General features: G+C 74.7%; 11 protein-coding genes. 4 read left to right on the top strand and 7 right to left on the bottom strand.

Going from position 1 to position 14,347, the window contains the following annotated elements; genetic code table 11:
* Positions 1 to 468: 468 nt before the first annotated feature.
* From hslU to hemC, 6 genes are all read right to left on the bottom strand, one after another.
* On the bottom strand, positions 469 to 1,785 hold the full coding sequence (gene hslU / locus GGD88_RS13105; RefSeq protein WP_184436139.1) for an ATP-dependent protease ATPase subunit HslU: 1,317 nt from the start codon (positions 1,783 to 1,785) through the stop codon (positions 469 to 471).
* Positions 1,786 to 1,875: 90 nt separating this feature from the next.
* A complete protein-coding gene (gene hslV, locus GGD88_RS13100) occupies positions 1,876 to 2,457 on the bottom strand; it encodes an ATP-dependent protease subunit HslV (protein ID WP_184436137.1) in 582 nt (193 codons plus the stop codon).
* 176 nt (positions 2,458 to 2,633) lie between these two features.
* Positions 2,634 to 3,419 carry a rhomboid family intramembrane serine protease gene (locus GGD88_RS13095; protein WP_184436135.1) on the bottom strand — a complete coding sequence of 262 codons (786 nt, stop codon included), beginning with the start codon at positions 3,417 to 3,419 and terminating at the stop codon, positions 2,634 to 2,636.
* A gap of 173 nt (positions 3,420 to 3,592) precedes the next feature.
* Positions 3,593 to 4,840: a heme biosynthesis HemY N-terminal domain-containing protein gene (locus tag GGD88_RS13090; protein WP_184436132.1), complete on the bottom strand. Its 1,248-nt coding sequence runs from the start codon at positions 4,838 to 4,840 to the stop codon at positions 3,593 to 3,595.
* Between the two features lie 4 nt (positions 4,841 to 4,844).
* Positions 4,845 to 7,124, bottom strand: coding sequence for a uroporphyrinogen-III synthase (locus GGD88_RS13085; protein WP_184436130.1), 2,280 nt, complete (start codon positions 7,122 to 7,124; stop codon positions 4,845 to 4,847).
* Positions 7,125 to 7,209: 85 nt separating this feature from the next.
* Positions 7,210 to 8,199 carry a hydroxymethylbilane synthase gene (hemC, locus tag GGD88_RS13080; protein WP_246423751.1) on the bottom strand — a complete coding sequence of 330 codons (990 nt, stop codon included), beginning with the start codon at positions 8,197 to 8,199 and terminating at the stop codon, positions 7,210 to 7,212.
* 55 nt (positions 8,200 to 8,254) lie between these two features.
* Here hemC and tsaD point away from each other — a divergent pair, with 55 nt between their 5' ends.
* The gene (gene tsaD / locus GGD88_RS13075) at positions 8,255 to 9,319 is read left to right on the top strand and encodes a tRNA (adenosine(37)-N6)-threonylcarbamoyltransferase complex transferase subunit TsaD (protein WP_184436128.1); all 1,065 of its coding nucleotides are present in this window, start codon (positions 8,255 to 8,257) and stop codon (positions 9,317 to 9,319) included.
* Between the two features lie 484 nt (positions 9,320 to 9,803).
* Here the strand turns inward: tsaD and GGD88_RS13070 are convergent, their stop codons facing one another.
* Positions 9,804 to 11,012 (bottom strand): penicillin-binding protein activator, encoded by a 1,209-nt coding sequence (locus GGD88_RS13070; protein ID WP_343056361.1) that lies wholly within the window; start codon positions 11,010 to 11,012, stop codon positions 9,804 to 9,806.
* Between the two features lie 131 nt (positions 11,013 to 11,143).
* Between GGD88_RS13070 and rsmI the strand changes: the two genes are divergently transcribed.
* From rsmI to GGD88_RS13055, 3 genes are all read left to right on the top strand, one after another.
* Positions 11,144 to 12,058: a 16S rRNA (cytidine(1402)-2'-O)-methyltransferase gene (gene rsmI / locus GGD88_RS13065; protein WP_184436126.1), complete on the top strand. Its 915-nt coding sequence runs from the start codon at positions 11,144 to 11,146 to the stop codon at positions 12,056 to 12,058.
* Positions 12,055 to 12,459, top strand: coding sequence for a YraN family protein (locus GGD88_RS13060; protein WP_184436124.1), 405 nt, complete (start codon positions 12,055 to 12,057; stop codon positions 12,457 to 12,459). Before rsmI ends, GGD88_RS13060 begins: the two co-directional genes overlap by 4 nt.
* 122 nt (positions 12,460 to 12,581) lie before the next feature.
* On the top strand, positions 12,582 to 14,270 hold the full coding sequence (locus tag GGD88_RS13055; protein ID WP_184436122.1) for a gamma-glutamyltransferase family protein: 1,689 nt from the start codon (positions 12,582 to 12,584) through the stop codon (positions 14,268 to 14,270).
* Positions 14,271 to 14,347 lie beyond the last annotated feature (77 nt).

Raw genomic sequence — 14,347 nt, 5'->3', positions numbered from 1 at the left:
GCGCTCGGTCCCACGCTCCCGCGTGGGACCCCTGTTTTCTCCGTCCCACGCTCCCGCGTGGGACCCCCGTTTTCTCCGTCCCACGCTCCCGCGTGGGACCCGTGTTTTCTCCGTCCCACGCTCCCGCCTGGGACCCGTGTTTTCTCCATCCCACGCTCCCGCGTGGGACCGCTGTTTTCTCTGTCCCACGCTCCCGCGTGGGACCGGCCGAACCCTTTCTCCGTCCCACGCTCCCGCGTGGGACCCCCGTTTTCTCCGTCCCACGCTCCCGCGTGGGACCCCCGTTTTCTCCATCCCACGCTCCCGTGTGGGACCCGTGTTTTCTCCGTCCCACGCTCCCGCGTGGGACCGCTGTTTTCTCCGTCCCACGCTCCCGCGTGGGACCCCCCACTTTCTTGGTCCCACGCTCCCGCGTGGGACCCCCCACTTTCTTGGTCCCACGCTCCCGCGTGGGACCGGCCGAACCCCCTACAGGATGAACTTGGACAGGTCCGCCGATTGCGCCAGCGGGCTGACGCGCTCGCGCACCAGGGCGGCGTCCACCACGATGGTCTCGCCGCCGCGGTCCGAGGCGGTGAACGAGATCTCCTCCAGCAGCCGCTCCAGCACGGTGTGCAGGCGCCGCGCGCCGATGTTCTCCACCGACGTGTTGATCTCGGCGGCCTGGTCGGCGATCGCCAGGATGGCGTCGTCATCGAACGCCAGCGTCACCCCTTCCGTACCCATCAGCGCCTTGTACTGCTTGATCAGGCTGGCCTCCGGTTCGGTCAGGATGCGCACGAAGTCGTCGCGGTGGAGCGCGTTCAGCTCGACCCGGATCGGCAGCCGGCCCTGCAGCTCCGGCAGCAGGTCCGACGGCTTGGCGAGGTGGAACGCGCCCGAGGCGATGAACAGGATGTGGTCGGTGCGCACCGCGCCGTGCTTGGTGGTCACCGTGGTGCCCTCAATCAGGGGCAGAAGGTCGCGCTGCACGCCCTCGCGCGAGACGTCGCCGCCGCTGCCGCGGGCATCGCTGCGGGCGGTGATCTTGTCCAACTCGTCGATGAAGACGATGCCGTCGTCCTCCACCGATGTGATGGCCTCCTTGACCACCTGGTCCTCGTCGAGAAGCTTATCGGCCTCCTCGCGCACCAGCACCTCGTAGCTCTCCTCGACCGTCATGCGCTTGCGCTTGGTGCGCCCGCCCATGGCCTTGCCGAAGATATCACCCAGGTTCAGCATGCCCATCTGCGCGCCCGGCATGCCCGGGATGTCCAGGGTCGGCATACCGGCGCCGCCGGTGTCGCGGACGTCGATGTCCACTTCCTTGTCGGCCAGCCGGCCCTCGCGCAGCATCTTGCGGAAGTTCTGGCGCGTGCTCTCCTTGGCGGTCTCGCCGACCAGCGCGTCCAGCACGCGTTCCTCGGCGGCCACCTCGGCCTTGGAGTGGACACGCCGACGCATGCGTTCGCGGGTCTCGGTGATCGCCACCTCGACCAGGTCGCGGACGATGCTCTCGACGTCGCGGCCGACATAGCCCACCTCGGTGAACTTGGTGGCCTCCACCTTCAGGAACGGCGCCTGCGCCAGACGCGCCAGGCGGCGGGCGATCTCCGTCTTGCCGACGCCGGTCGGGCCGATCATCAGGATGTTCTTGGGCAGCACCTCCTCGCGCAGGCCCTCGGGAAGCTGCTGGCGGCGCCAGCGGTTGCGCAGGGCGATGGCGACGGCGCGTTTGGCCTCGTCCTGGCCGATGATGTAGCGGTCCAGTTCGGAGACGATTTCACGGGGACTGAAGGCGGACATGGCGGGTTCCGGACGGTCGGGGCAGGGACGGGCGGGGACGGGTCGGCGCGGCGGGGGCGCCGACCACGCCGAGTCTGGGGGCGGGCGCGATCAGCCGTCGCCGCCCAGGCTCTCCAGCACGACGGAGTGGTTGGTGTAGACGCAGATGTCGGCGGCGATCGCCATGGCGCGGCGGGCGATGGTCTCGGCGTCCATGTGGTCCTGATCGGTCAGGGCGCGCGCTGCGGCGAGCGCGTAGGCGCCGCCGGAGCCGATGCCGATGAGGCCGTCCTCCGGCTCCAGGACGTCGCCGTTGCCGGTCAGCACCAGCGAGACCTCGGCGTCGACCACCGCCATCATCGCTTCCAGGCGGCGCAGGTAGCGGTCGGTGCGCCAGTCCTTGGCCATCTCCACGCACGCGCGGGTAAGCTGGCCCGGGTGCTTCTCAAGCTGCCCCTCCAGCCGCTCGAACAGGGCGAAGGCATCAGCGGTCGCCCCGGCGAAGCCGGCCAGCACCGAGCCGCCCGACAGGGTGCGGACCTTGCGGGCGTTGGACTTCATCACGGTCTGGCCGAACGAGACCTGGCCGTCGCCAGCGACGACGACGCGGCCGTTCTTGCGCACCGACAGGATGGTGGTGCCGTGCCATTGGATCGGATCGGACGCAGCGGCCTGCGCCGGGGCGAGGGTCATGGGTGGAAGTCCTCCGGGTGAACGAACGCATGGGCGGGCTCGGGCCGGCAAGACATGGGGAGGCTGGCGGCGCCCGGTCAAGGGCCGCCCGACGCGCCGCCCCGAAAAGCCGGAGCCGGCGTGAGGCTATCACGGACGGCGGCGCCGCACAGCCCGCCGGCGTGCGCGGGGTCGGGTCAGGGGCGGCCCGCACCCCACGGCCCGCGCGGCGGATCCCAGGGACCGCGGCGGCGCGACGGGCCGCCGGCGCGCGGGATCACCGACACCCGGGTGACACGGTGGCGGCGGCTGAACAGGGGATAGCCGCGCCGGCGCAGCAGCGGCGTCAGCGCCATGCCGACGAGGAAGCCGCCGACGTGCGCCCACCACGCCACCCCGGACTGTGCGCCGGTCGGATCGCCCAGCAGGCTGAGCGCCTGGAGCCCGAACCACAGGCCCAGGACGACAATGGCCGGCACCCAGAACACGAAGATGAAGCCGAACCAGACGAACACCCGCGCCCAGGGGAACAGCATCAGATAGGCCCCGAGCACGCCCGAGATGGCGCCGCTGGCGCCCACCATGGGCATGATGCTGTCGGGTTGCTGGAGCGCGTGCAGGTAGGCGGCGGCGACGCCGCAGATCAGGTAGAAGGCCAGGAACCGCAGCCAGCCCATGGCCTCCTCGACGTTGTTGCCGAAGATCCACAGGTACAGCATGTTGCCGCCCAGGTGCAGCAGGCCGCCATGCAGGAACATCGAGGTCACCGGCGTGACCAGGGCCGGGACCAGGGCCAGTTCCGCGGGCAGCCGCTCCTGGCCGGTCAGCACCGCCGGGATGGCGCCGAGGGCGACGATCAGGTGGCGCTCGGCCATCGACCCGAGCCCGGCCTGATAGAGGAACACCAGCACGGAGACCGCGATCAGGCCCCACGTCACCACCGGCGTGATGCGGGTCGGGTTGTCATCGCGCAGTGGCAGCATGGCGGTCTCCCCGGCGGTCGGACGCGGGCCGCTCCGGGGGCCCACGCACATCTCGCTCATACGCCAAGGGCGACCCGACTGGATCGGGTCGCCCCCAACGTGACACAGACATGGGAGTCCGACGCCCCATCATCCAGCCCGCGACCGCCTGCGGGCTGGTGCCGGGCGTGCCGTCAGGCCGCGTCGGCGTCCGGGCGGTCGGCCGCCGCGCGCGCCGGCGAGTACTCGCCCAGGCCGCCGGCCGCCGCCACGGCGCGGCGCATCCAGTCCATCACCTTGCCGCTGTCGCCGCTCTCGCCCTCCTCGACGCGGGCCATCAGCAGGCAGGCGCGCACGCCCGGCTGGTCGGCGGCCGCGAGCGGCGCGAGCTGGGTCCGGGCCTGGCCCCACATCTTGGCCTCGATGGCGGCTTCGGCGGCGGCCAGGCGGCTTTCCGGATGCTCCGGGTTCAGGCCGGCCAGGGTCTGCATGCGGTTGGCCAGGGCCATGGCGTCCTTGGTGCCGGCCAGGTCGCGCCAGGTGCGGGCCAGCACGGCGTCCGGCGCGCGCTTCCAGGTGTCCTGGACGAGCTGCTCGGCCTTGCCGGCCTTGCCGGCGCCGGCGAGGATGCGGGCCAGGGCGTCCACGACCTCGGGGGCGTCCGGATCCAGGTCCAGCGCCTGCCGGCACAGGGTGACCGCGTCGCCGAGCTTGCCGGCATCCTTGGCGGCGCGCGCCCGGTGCAGGAAGGCGTTGGCCCGCAGGCGGCGCACCTCGGCGACGTCGGCCTCGCCGGACTGCTCCAGCACCTGCAACGGGCGCTCGACACCGTCCACCTGGCCGGTGCGGAACGCGAGATCCAGAGCCGGGCGGGCCGCCCAGACCGGGCTGTCGACCTTGAACAGGGCGCGCTCGCTCCATTCCTTGATCGCGGCGTCGTCGCCGGCCTTCACCGCCAGGTCCAGCAGCCCGCGCAGGGCGCCGGCCTCGGTGTCCGGGTTGGCCAGCAGCGCCGTGTACAGGTCGCGGGCGGCGTCGGTCTTGCCGGCCAGGGCCAGGCCGTCGGCCTCCAGCAGGGCGCCGGGGCTCTTCTCGGTGCTCGGGAAGGCGGCGCGGGCACGGGCGGCCTCCACCTGGGCCTCGGCACCGCGGCCGGCGCGCAGGGCGGCATAGCCCTCGCCGACGCCGCGGGCGGCGCGCTCCAGGTTGCCGGCGGTCTTGACGCCGCGCAGGCCGAGCGTGCCGGCCAGCATGCCCAGCAGGCGCAGCACGATCCAGAACACCACGAAGAGGACCACCAGGCCGATCAGCCCGAAGATCATGTTGGTATCGATCTGCCAGCCCAGCCAGGCGACGCTGAGGGACCCCGGGTTGGACGCCAGCCAGAGGCCGCCGGCCACCACCAGGACCCCCAGGACAATGAGGAGAATGAGTTGGAACATCGGGTTACTCCGTCGTCTGGGCCGCGCCGACACGCTCCAGGGCGGCCGCGTTCAGCGAGGCGAGAGCAGCATCCACCGACGCCCGCGACTCGGCGTCGGCCAACCAGTCGGCGACCGCCGCGGCGGGGTCGCCCTCGAGGGTCGACAGGGCCTCGATGGCCCCTGTCAGATCGCCGTCGGCCAGGCGGGTCTCGGCCGTCGACAGCGCCGAGAGAGGCCCACCGACCACGACCTCGTCGTTGCGGCGCACGGTGACGCCGGACATCAGCGAGGAGACGGTGTCGGTCCACCAGCCGTCGCCCTCCGGCACGATCACCCGCCGCGCCGCCAGCTTGGAGGCGTCGGCGTAGGCGCGCCGCAGGTCGGTCAGCGTGGGCACGCCGGTCTCGGCGTGGGCGGCCAGCGTCGCCATGTCCGCGCCGGCGTCGGGCCCGGGGCCGATGGTTGCCACCGCGTCCAGGGACTCGGTGTAGGGCTTGCCGGCATCCACACGCTGGCGCAGCAGGCCGAGCGACAGCACCAGGCCCACCGCGCGGGCCTCGTCGTCGGTGGCAACGGCGGTCTCGACCGCGGCCACCCGTGTCTCAAGCGCGGCCACGGCCTCGCTCAGCGTGCTGGTGGCCGTATCCAGGGCGTCCAGGCGCGCGGTCGACAGGGCGGTGGCCTGCGCCGCGCCGTCCGCGCTGCCGGCGGCCGCCGCCCCCTGCTGCTGGACGCGATCCTCCAGCGCCGCCAGGCGATCCCGCAGGTCCGCCAGTGCGGCGTCATCCACGGCGGGGGCCTCCGGCGCCGCCGCCGCGGCCTCGCGCGCGGCCTCGGCGGTTTGCATGGCGCCCTCGGCGGTCTCGGTCGCCGTCGTCACCCGGGCGCCGAGCTCGTCGAGCCGCCCGGTCAGGTCGGTTACCTGGGCGCGCAAAGCGACCACCGCCGGCGGGTCGGGCGCGGCCGGCAACTCCGGCAGCCACGCCTGCAACGGCGCCGGCACCTGATCGCGCCACCACGGCATGGACCCGAAGGCAAGGGCGCCCAGCACGATCAGGACCAGCAGCCAGCGCCCCAGCGAGCGCAGGGTACGGTGTTCGGCCTGTTCCTCCGCGCTTGGTGCGGTGGCGGTGTCTTGCTTCGCGGGACGGCCGGCCGAGCCGGCGTAGACCGCCTCGCCGTCGTCGGCGTGCCGGTCCGTGTGGCTGGGATCGTGCCCCGCGTCGTCCGAACGGGCGTCCGCCGCGGCGTGGGTCGTGTCGTCCGTCCCGCTGTCTTCCTTGTCGTCCGTCCTGTCGTCCGTCCTGTCGTCCGTCTTGCCGCTCGTCCTGTCGTCGGTCGCGGTGTCGGTCGTATCCTCCGTCGCCTCGGCGTCCCGCACCGACGCGGCCGGGGTGTCGTCGCCGCCAGGCGCCGCGGTCGCGGGGGCGTCGGCGCTGTCCGGGGGATCGCGGCGGTCGTCCTCGGCCGCGGCCTCAGGGGGAGTGGCGGCGGGGGCGGTCGGGTCCTCCGGGGCGGCCGTCCGATCCGAACCGGCCCGCTCGGCGGGCGTTCCCGTGGCGCTGGTTTCCGGCGGTTTCAGGGCAACCTCCTTCACATCGGAGTGGAACAGGGCCAGCAGGGCGTCCTGCGAGGGCTGCTCGGCGACGCGGATGTGGCCGGCCAGGATGGGCTCCAACTCGCGCGCCACCGCGGGCGACAGGGCGTAGGCGGTCAGGCCGTGAACGTCGGCCTGGAGGCCGGCCTTGCGGACGTGCTCGACGAACGTGCGCGCCGTGCGCGGGGAGTAGAAGAAGGCGATGTCGATCTCGCCGCGCTTCAACGCCTGCTGGAGCGGCTGGGACAGCGCGGCGGTCGGGCGCGCCTCGTACAGCCGCGCCACCCGCACCTCGAAGCCGGCTTCGCGCAGCATCCCGGCCAGGTCGCCCGCCAGTGACGTGCCGGCGGCATGCAGCAGTGGTCCGTCGGCGGGGGCGAGCGCCGCGCGCACCAGACGGGCCAGGCTCTCGACGTCGCCGCCGGCGCTCTCGACGTCGCCGAAGCCCAGATCGCGCGCCGCCCGGGCGGTCTGCTCGCCAACCGCATAGACTGCCACGTCGCGGCGGTCGACCGCCGTCGCCAGCGCCCGGGCGCCGTTGGCGCTGGTCAGCAGCACGGCCCGAACGTCCGTCAGGTCGACGTTCGGCCCGGCGACGGGCACGATCACCAGAAGAGGCTCGTTGACGACCTCAACACCCATCGCGCGCAGTGGCGCGGCGATGCGTTCGGCGTCCTCCCGCGGCCGGCTGACCAATGCGCGCATGGTGGCCCGTGCCCTCCCTGACCTAATGCCCGTATCCCGAATCCGTGTCCGTGCTGCGTGCGGCTCCGTCGCCCTCGGCGCGGCCCTAGAGGCCGCCGCCGTGGACCACCTCGCCGCGGTAGGCCGGCAGGGCGTCGCCGGCGCGCGCGACCAGCTCGGCCGCCGCGTCGTCGCCCATCGCCATGGCGGCGGCCATGTCGGCCACCGGCCCGGTGCGCTCGGTGCCCAGCGGGTCGCGCCCGTCGGGCCGCACGATCAGCCCGCGCAGGCGCATCTGCCCGACGCCGGTCCACTCGGCCAAAGCGGCGATGGGGGTGCGGCAGGAGCCGTCCAGGCGCGCCAGGAAGGCGCGTTCGCCGGCGACACGGATGTGGGAGTCGCGGCAGTCCAGCGGCCGCAGCCATTCGCGCACGCGGGTGTCGTCGGCGCGACAGGTGATGCCGACCGCGCCCTGGGCCACGGCCGGGAGCATCTCGTCCACCGCCATCGGGGCGGTCGCGATGTGCGCCATGTTGAGGCGGTTGAGGCCGGCCATGGCGAGCATGGTGGCGTCGGCCACGCCCTCGTCGAGCTTGCGCAGGCGGGTCTGCAGGTTGCCGCGGAAGTTGATGACCTTGAGGTGCGGGTAGCGGCTCAGGATCTGGGAGGCGCGGCGCAGCGAGGCGCTGCCGATCACCGCGCCCTCGGGCAGGTCGGCGAAGCTCTTGTAGCGGGTGGAGATGAAGGCGTCGCGCGGGTCCTCGCGCGGCATGATCGCTTCCAGCACCAGGCCGTCCTCCAGCACGGTGGGGACGTCCTTCATGCTGTGCACGGCAATGTCGATGTCGCCGGCGGTCTGGGCGTCGTCGATCTCGCGCGTGAACAGGCCCTTGCCGCCGATCTCCGACAGCGGCCGGTCCTGCACGGAGTCGCCGGTCGTCTTGATGACCACGATCTCCATGGCGTCGGGCTCGGCCAGTTCCGGATGCGCGGCCGCGAGCGCGTCGCGGGCGGCGTGGGCCTGGGCCAGGGCGAGGGGGCTGCCCCGCGTGCCGATCCGCAGGCGGGGCATGGCGTTGGCGTGTGTCGTGCTCATGGCCCCGGTTTGTAAGGGGTGATCTTCGCTCTGCAAAGTCCTATTTCTAGCGCCCATGATCGTTCTCGGCCTGGAGACCAGTTGCGACGAGACTGCGGCCGCCGTGGTGGATGAGACCCGCCATGTGCGCGCCCAGCGCCTGTTGTCGCAGCACGACGCGCACCGCCCCTATGGGGGGGTGGTGCCGGAGATCGCCGCGCGTGCCCACCTCGACCACCTCGACCGCCTGGTGGCGGAGACGCTGGAGGCGGCGGGGGTGGCGCTGGCCGATCTCGACGGGGTGGCGGCCACCGGCGGCCCCGGCCTGATCGGCGGCGTCATCGTCGGCGTGATGACCGCCAAGGCGCTGGCGCTGGCCACCGGCGTGCCGTTCGTGGCGGTCAACCACCTGGAGGCCCACGCGCTCACCGCGCGCCTGACCGACGCCGTGGCCTTCCCCTACCTGCTGCTGCTGGTCTCGGGCGGGCATTGCCAGCTTCTGGAGGTGCGGGGCGTCGGGGCCTACCGCCGGCTCGGCACCACCATCGACGATGCCGCCGGGGAGTGCTTCGACAAGACTGCCAAGATGATGGGACTCGGCCACCCCGGCGGGCCGGCGCTGGAGCGCGCCGCCGTGGGGGGCGATCCGGCCCGCTTCGCGCTGCCGCGACCGCTGCGGGGCCGGCCGGGCTGCGACTTCTCGTTCTCGGGTCTGAAGACGGCCACCCGCCAGGTGCTGGACGGTCTGCCGCCCGGGCCGCTGTCGGACCGGGATCTGGCCGACCTGGCCGCCGGGGTGCAGGGGGCGGTCGCCGACGTGCTGGTGGACCGCACCGGGCGCGCCATGACCCGGCTGGCGGCCGACGCCGCCGCGGGCGCGGCACCGACTCTGGTCGTCGCGGGGGGCGTGGCGGCCAACCGCACCCTGCGCGCCGCCCTGGGGGGGCTGTGCGCGGATCGCGGCTGGCGGCTGGTGGCGCCGCCGCCGGCCCTGTGTACCGACAACGCGGCGATGGTGGCGTGGGCCGGGCTGGAGCGGCTGCGCCTCGGCCTGACCGATCCGTTGGAGTTCAAGCCCCGGCCGCGCTGGCCGCTGGACCCCGACGCGCCCAAGCGCGCGTTCGCGGGGGTGAAGGCGTAGGGCGCCGGGTCCCACGCAGGAGCGTGGGACCGAGAAGTGAAGGGGTCTCGCGCCCAGGCTCCCGCGTGGGCGCCCGGGATGTGTGCGGTCCCACGCAGGAGCGCGGGACCGAGAAGTGAAGGGGTCTCGCGCCCACGCTCCCGCGTGGGCGCCTGGTATGCGCGTGGTCCCACGCAGGAGCGCGGGACCGAGAAGTGAAGGGGTCTCGCGCCCACGCTCCCGCGTGGGCGCCTGGTATGCGCGCGGTCCCACGCAGGAGCGTGGGACCGAGAAGTGAAGGGGTCTTGCGCCCACGCTCCCGCGTGGGCGCCTGGTATGCGCGCGGTCCCACGCAGGAGCGCGGGACCGAGAAGGGAAGGGGTCTCGCGCCCACGCTCCCGCGTGGGCGCCTGGTATGCGCGCGGTCCCACGCAGGAGCGTGGGACCGAGAAGTGAAGGGGTCTCGCGCCCACGCTCCCGCGTGGGCGCCCCCCCCGGGACCGGCTCAGAACCCCGCGCTCCCGAACGACAGCGGCGCCGGCGCGACCTCGCGGACGGTGCCGCCCGACTGGATCTCCATCACCGCCAGGCCCCGTTCCACGGTGCCGTCGCTGCGGAAACGGAAGATGCCGGCGGCGCCGCCGAAGCCCGAGGCGCTGGTCAGGGTGGCGCGATCGAAGCGCGGCCCGCCGCCCATGCGCGCCAGCACCGCCGCCAGCGCGGCGGCGTCGTAGCCCAGCACGGCGATGTCCGGCGGCGCGGTGCCGAAGGCGTCGGCGTACTTGCGCTCGAACGCCTGCACGCTGCCGCGCGGCGGCGCCGGGAACACGCCACCAGCGAGCGCGCTCTCGCGCCACAGCCCGGGGTCGTTCCACAGCATGGTGCCGAGGTAGCGCGCGGTGCGCGAGTCGATGTCGACATAGGCCAGGCCGTTGACCGCCGCGCGCAGGCCGTCGCCGGTGTCGGGGATCAGGATGGCGTCGGCCCCCGCCAGGGCGCGGGCCGGACCGCGCAGGTCCGGGTTGTCGGGCGCATAGGTCTGCACCGCCGTCATCTGGCCACCGCGTGCCGCCACCTGACGGCGCAGCGCCTGGGTCGCCACCTGACCGTAGGTCTCGCTGGGGGTCAGCGCGCCGAAGCGGGTACGGCCCTCGCCGAGGGCGAACTGCACCATGCGGTCGACCTGCTCGCGCACCAGAAAGCCCATGACGAAGACGTTGCCGCCGGCCACGCCGGGATCGGTGGTGAAGGCGACCACGTTGACCCCGGCGCCGGCCGCCACCGGCCCGACGGCGCGGGCGCTGTTGCCGTACAGCGGCCCCAGCAGGATACGCGCCCCCTGGCGCAGGGCGCGTTCGGCCGCCTGGGCGGCGCCGGCGGGGGTGCCGCCGGTGTCGTAGGGTTGCAGGACGAGGCGGTCGTTGCCCATGTCGAAGGCGGCCATCTGGGCGGCGTTCAGCAGCGCCTCGCCGGCGCCGGCGGCCGGCCCCGACAGCGGCACCAGCAGCCCGACCCGCACCATGCCGTCGGCCCCCACGCCGCTGCCGCCGAACTGGCCCGACAGCGGCGTGTCGGGGGCCTGGCCGAGCGGCGCGCGCTCGGCCGGCGGGCTGGGCTGGGCGCGCGGTGGCGGCGGCTCGGGGGGGCTTGACGGACGCGGCGGGGGCGCCGAAACCTGGGCGCAGGCGGCCAGCATCAGGCCCAGGAGGGCCACCGCGCCGAGCCTGCCGACTCCGCCGAGGCTCCGCCGGCGTTGTCCCGCCGGCCGTATCGTCCGTTTCGTCACCGTTCGTTCTCCCCTGGCCTGTCCCCCGGGCGGGCCTCGTCGCGAGGGTTTCCGCCATCATGGCGCCCCAACCTAGCCACGCCGAGTCGTCAAGTAAACCAAGCCCCGCGCTGGCGTCCGGGCTCTATGTGGTGGCGACGCCGATCGGCAATGCCCGCGACATCACGCTGCGGGCCCTCGATGTCCTCAATGCGGCAGACGTGATCGCCTGCGAGGACACCCGCACCACCGGCAGCCTGATGGCGCGCCTGGGGGTGGCGACGCCGCTGACCCCCTACCACGAGCACAACGCCGGGCGGGCGCGCCCGGCCCTGCTGGCGCGGCTGGCGCGGGGCGAGGCGGTGGCCCTGGTCTCGGACGCGGGCACGCCCCTGGTCAACGACCCCGGCTTCAAGCTGACCCGGGCGGCGCTGGACGACGGGCACGCGGTGATCCCGATCCCCGGGCCGTCGGCCCCGCTGGCCGCGCTGGTGGCCTCCGGGCTGCCCAGCGACCGGTTCCTGTTCGCCGGCTTCCCGCCCCCGAAGGAGGCGGCGCGGGCCGCCTTCGTCGCCGACCTCGCGGCGGTGCCGGCGAGCCTGATCCTGTTCGAAAGTGCCCGCCGGCTGCCGGCGACGCTGGCGGCGCTGGCGGCCGGCCTGGGCGCGCGGCCGGCGGCGGTCTGCCGCGAACTGACCAAGCGTTTCGAAGGGGTGCGCCGCGATCCGCTGCCGGCGCTGGCGGCGCACTACGCCGAGGCCGGCCCGCCCAAGGGCGAGGTGGTGATCGTGGTCGCCCCGCCCGACGCGGACGCCGCGGCGGCCGCCCTCACGCCGCAGGACCTGGACGACCGCCTGCGGGCGGCGCTGGCGGCCGGGCTGGGCACCAAGGACGCCGCCGCCCGGGTGGCAACCGAGACCGGGGTGCCGCGCCGGGCGTTGTACCAGCGCGCTCTCGCCCTGAGCCGGTCCCCGGACCGGGAGGCCGACGGGTGACCCCGCCGCGCGGGCCGGCGGCCCGGCGCAGCGCCGAGCGCGCCGGCCGCGCCGCCGAGGACGCCGCCGCGGCCTGGCTGGCGGCGCAGGGCTGGATCATCCTGGCGCGCCGGGCGCGGGGCCGGCGCGGCGAGGGCGCCGGGGAGATCGACCTGGTGGCGTTGGACGCGACCGGCGCCGCGCCGGTGGTGGTGTTCGTCGAGGTCAAGGCCCGGCCCACCCTGGCCGCCGCCCTGGAGGCCGTCACCCCGGCGCAGCGCCGCCGCCTCGCGCTGGCTGCCGAGGGCTGGCTGGCGGCCCATCCCGTCCATGCCGGGGCCGGCGTGCGCTTCGACCTGGTGAGCGTGACGCCGGACGGACCGCCCGGCCACCTGCGCGACGCCTGGCGTCCGGAGGAGTGACCAGGCGCGCCCGGCGCGGCCCGCGCGGGCGTTGAACGGCCGCCGTCCGGCTCGCGCGGGATGGCACGCCGGGGCGCTTCGCGTATGCTGGCGCGGCCCGTTCCCCGATCGCGAGGCGTTCCATGGCTCCGCTCTCCCCCGCCCAGCGCGCCGCCTGGGGTCCGCACAGCCGGCGCCGGCGCGTCCACAAGCCGGCCGTGCGCAGCGCCGCCGGCGGCGTCGTCTGTGCCCATCACCCGGCGGCCGCCGAGGCCGGGGCGCGCGTGCTGGCCGCCGGCGGCAACGCCGTCGACGCGGCCGTGTGCGCCGGGCTGTGCGTGGGCGTGGTCGAGCCCTGGATGAGCGGCCCGGGCGGCGGCGGCCTGATGCTGGCCCACATGGCCGGCGCCGACCGCACCGTGGTGATCGACGGCGGCATGGTTGCGCCGATGCGTCTGGATCCGGCCACCTATCCGGTGATCGAGGGCGCGGCCGATGGCGACCTGTTCGGCTGGCCGCCGGTGGCGGGCGAGCGCAACGTGCTGGGCGGATCGGCGGTGGCGGTGCCCGGACTGATCGACGCCTACCGGGTGGCCCTGGAGGCGCTGGGCACCCGGCCGTGGGCCGAGCTGGTGGCGCCGGCGGTCGCCCTGGCCGAGGCCGGGCTGGAGATCGACGCCCACGCCGCCCTGATGATCGGCGCCGCCGCCCCCGAGCTGGGCCGCTTCGCCGGCTCGGTGGCGGCCTTCCTGCCCGGCGGCCGGCCGTTCATGGACAGCCGCGCCGGGCACCGCCTGCCCCAGGCCGCTCTGGCCGAGACCCTGCGCACGCTGGCGGAGGAGGGACCACGCGCGCTCTACGAGGGGGCGCCGGCCGAGGCCATCGTGCGCGCCGTCCGGGCCACCGGCGGCAGCCTGCGGCTGGACGACCTGGCCCGCTACCGGGCCACCCTGTGCGCGCCGCTGACGCTGGACTATCGCGGCACCACGGTGGCAGTGGCGCCGGAGCTGAACGGCGGTCCGTCGGTGCTGGTGGCGCTGGAGGCGCTGTCGACCCTGATGTGCGGCGGCAGCCGGCCACCCGGCCCCGACAGCTACGTGGCCTATGCCCAGGCCCTGCGCCACGCCATGCTCGACCGATTGGCGCGCATGGGGGACGCCCGCGGACGTCGCTCGCTGCCGCCCGAGCTGGTCGTACAGCCGGCGGTCACGGCGACGGCCCTGGAGACGCCCCCGGAGGAGGACTGCACCTCGCACATCTCGGTGGCCGATGCCGAGGGTAACCTGGTGAGCCTGACCCAGACGCTGTTGTCGCTGTTCGGCGCTCGGGTGGTGGTGCCCGAGTGCGGCGTGCTGCTCAACAACGGGGTGTACTGGTTCGATCCCCGCCCGGGCCGGCCGAACGCGCTCGGCCCGGGCAAGCGGCCGCTGTGCAACTACGCGCCCACCCTGGTGCTGACCCACGGTGGCGGCCTGGCGCTGGGGGCCGCCGGCGGGCGCAAGATCATCGGCGCCGTCACCCAACTCGTGTCCGGGTTGATCGACCACGGCCTGGACCTGGAGGCGGCGGTGCACCAGCCCCGCCTGGAGGTCAGCGACCCGGAGGGGGTGACCGCCGACGCCCGCCTGGGTCCGGAGACGCTGGCGGCGCTGGCGCGCGAGGCGGCGCCGCTGACGATCCGGCCGGCGCTGGCCTACCCGACGTGGTTCGGCGTGGTCGGGGCGGCGCAGCGGCGCGGCGGGGCCTCGCTGGGGGCGGCCGATCCCTTCCATCCGTGGGCCGAGGCGGTGGCGTCCCATGAGGTCTCCGACGCGGTCTCGGGCGCGGTCTGAGGACGCCGCGCCGGCCATCCACGACCTCTGGACAGGCGCACGAACCTTGCGCACCGGCCCGCCGGGCTGCTACGCCG

The organism is Roseospira goensis (genome assembly GCF_014197795.1).
Lineage (GTDB): Bacteria > Pseudomonadota > Alphaproteobacteria > Rhodospirillales > Rhodospirillaceae > Rhodospira > Rhodospira goensis.
This window is presented reverse-complemented; position numbering and strand designations above follow the sequence as displayed.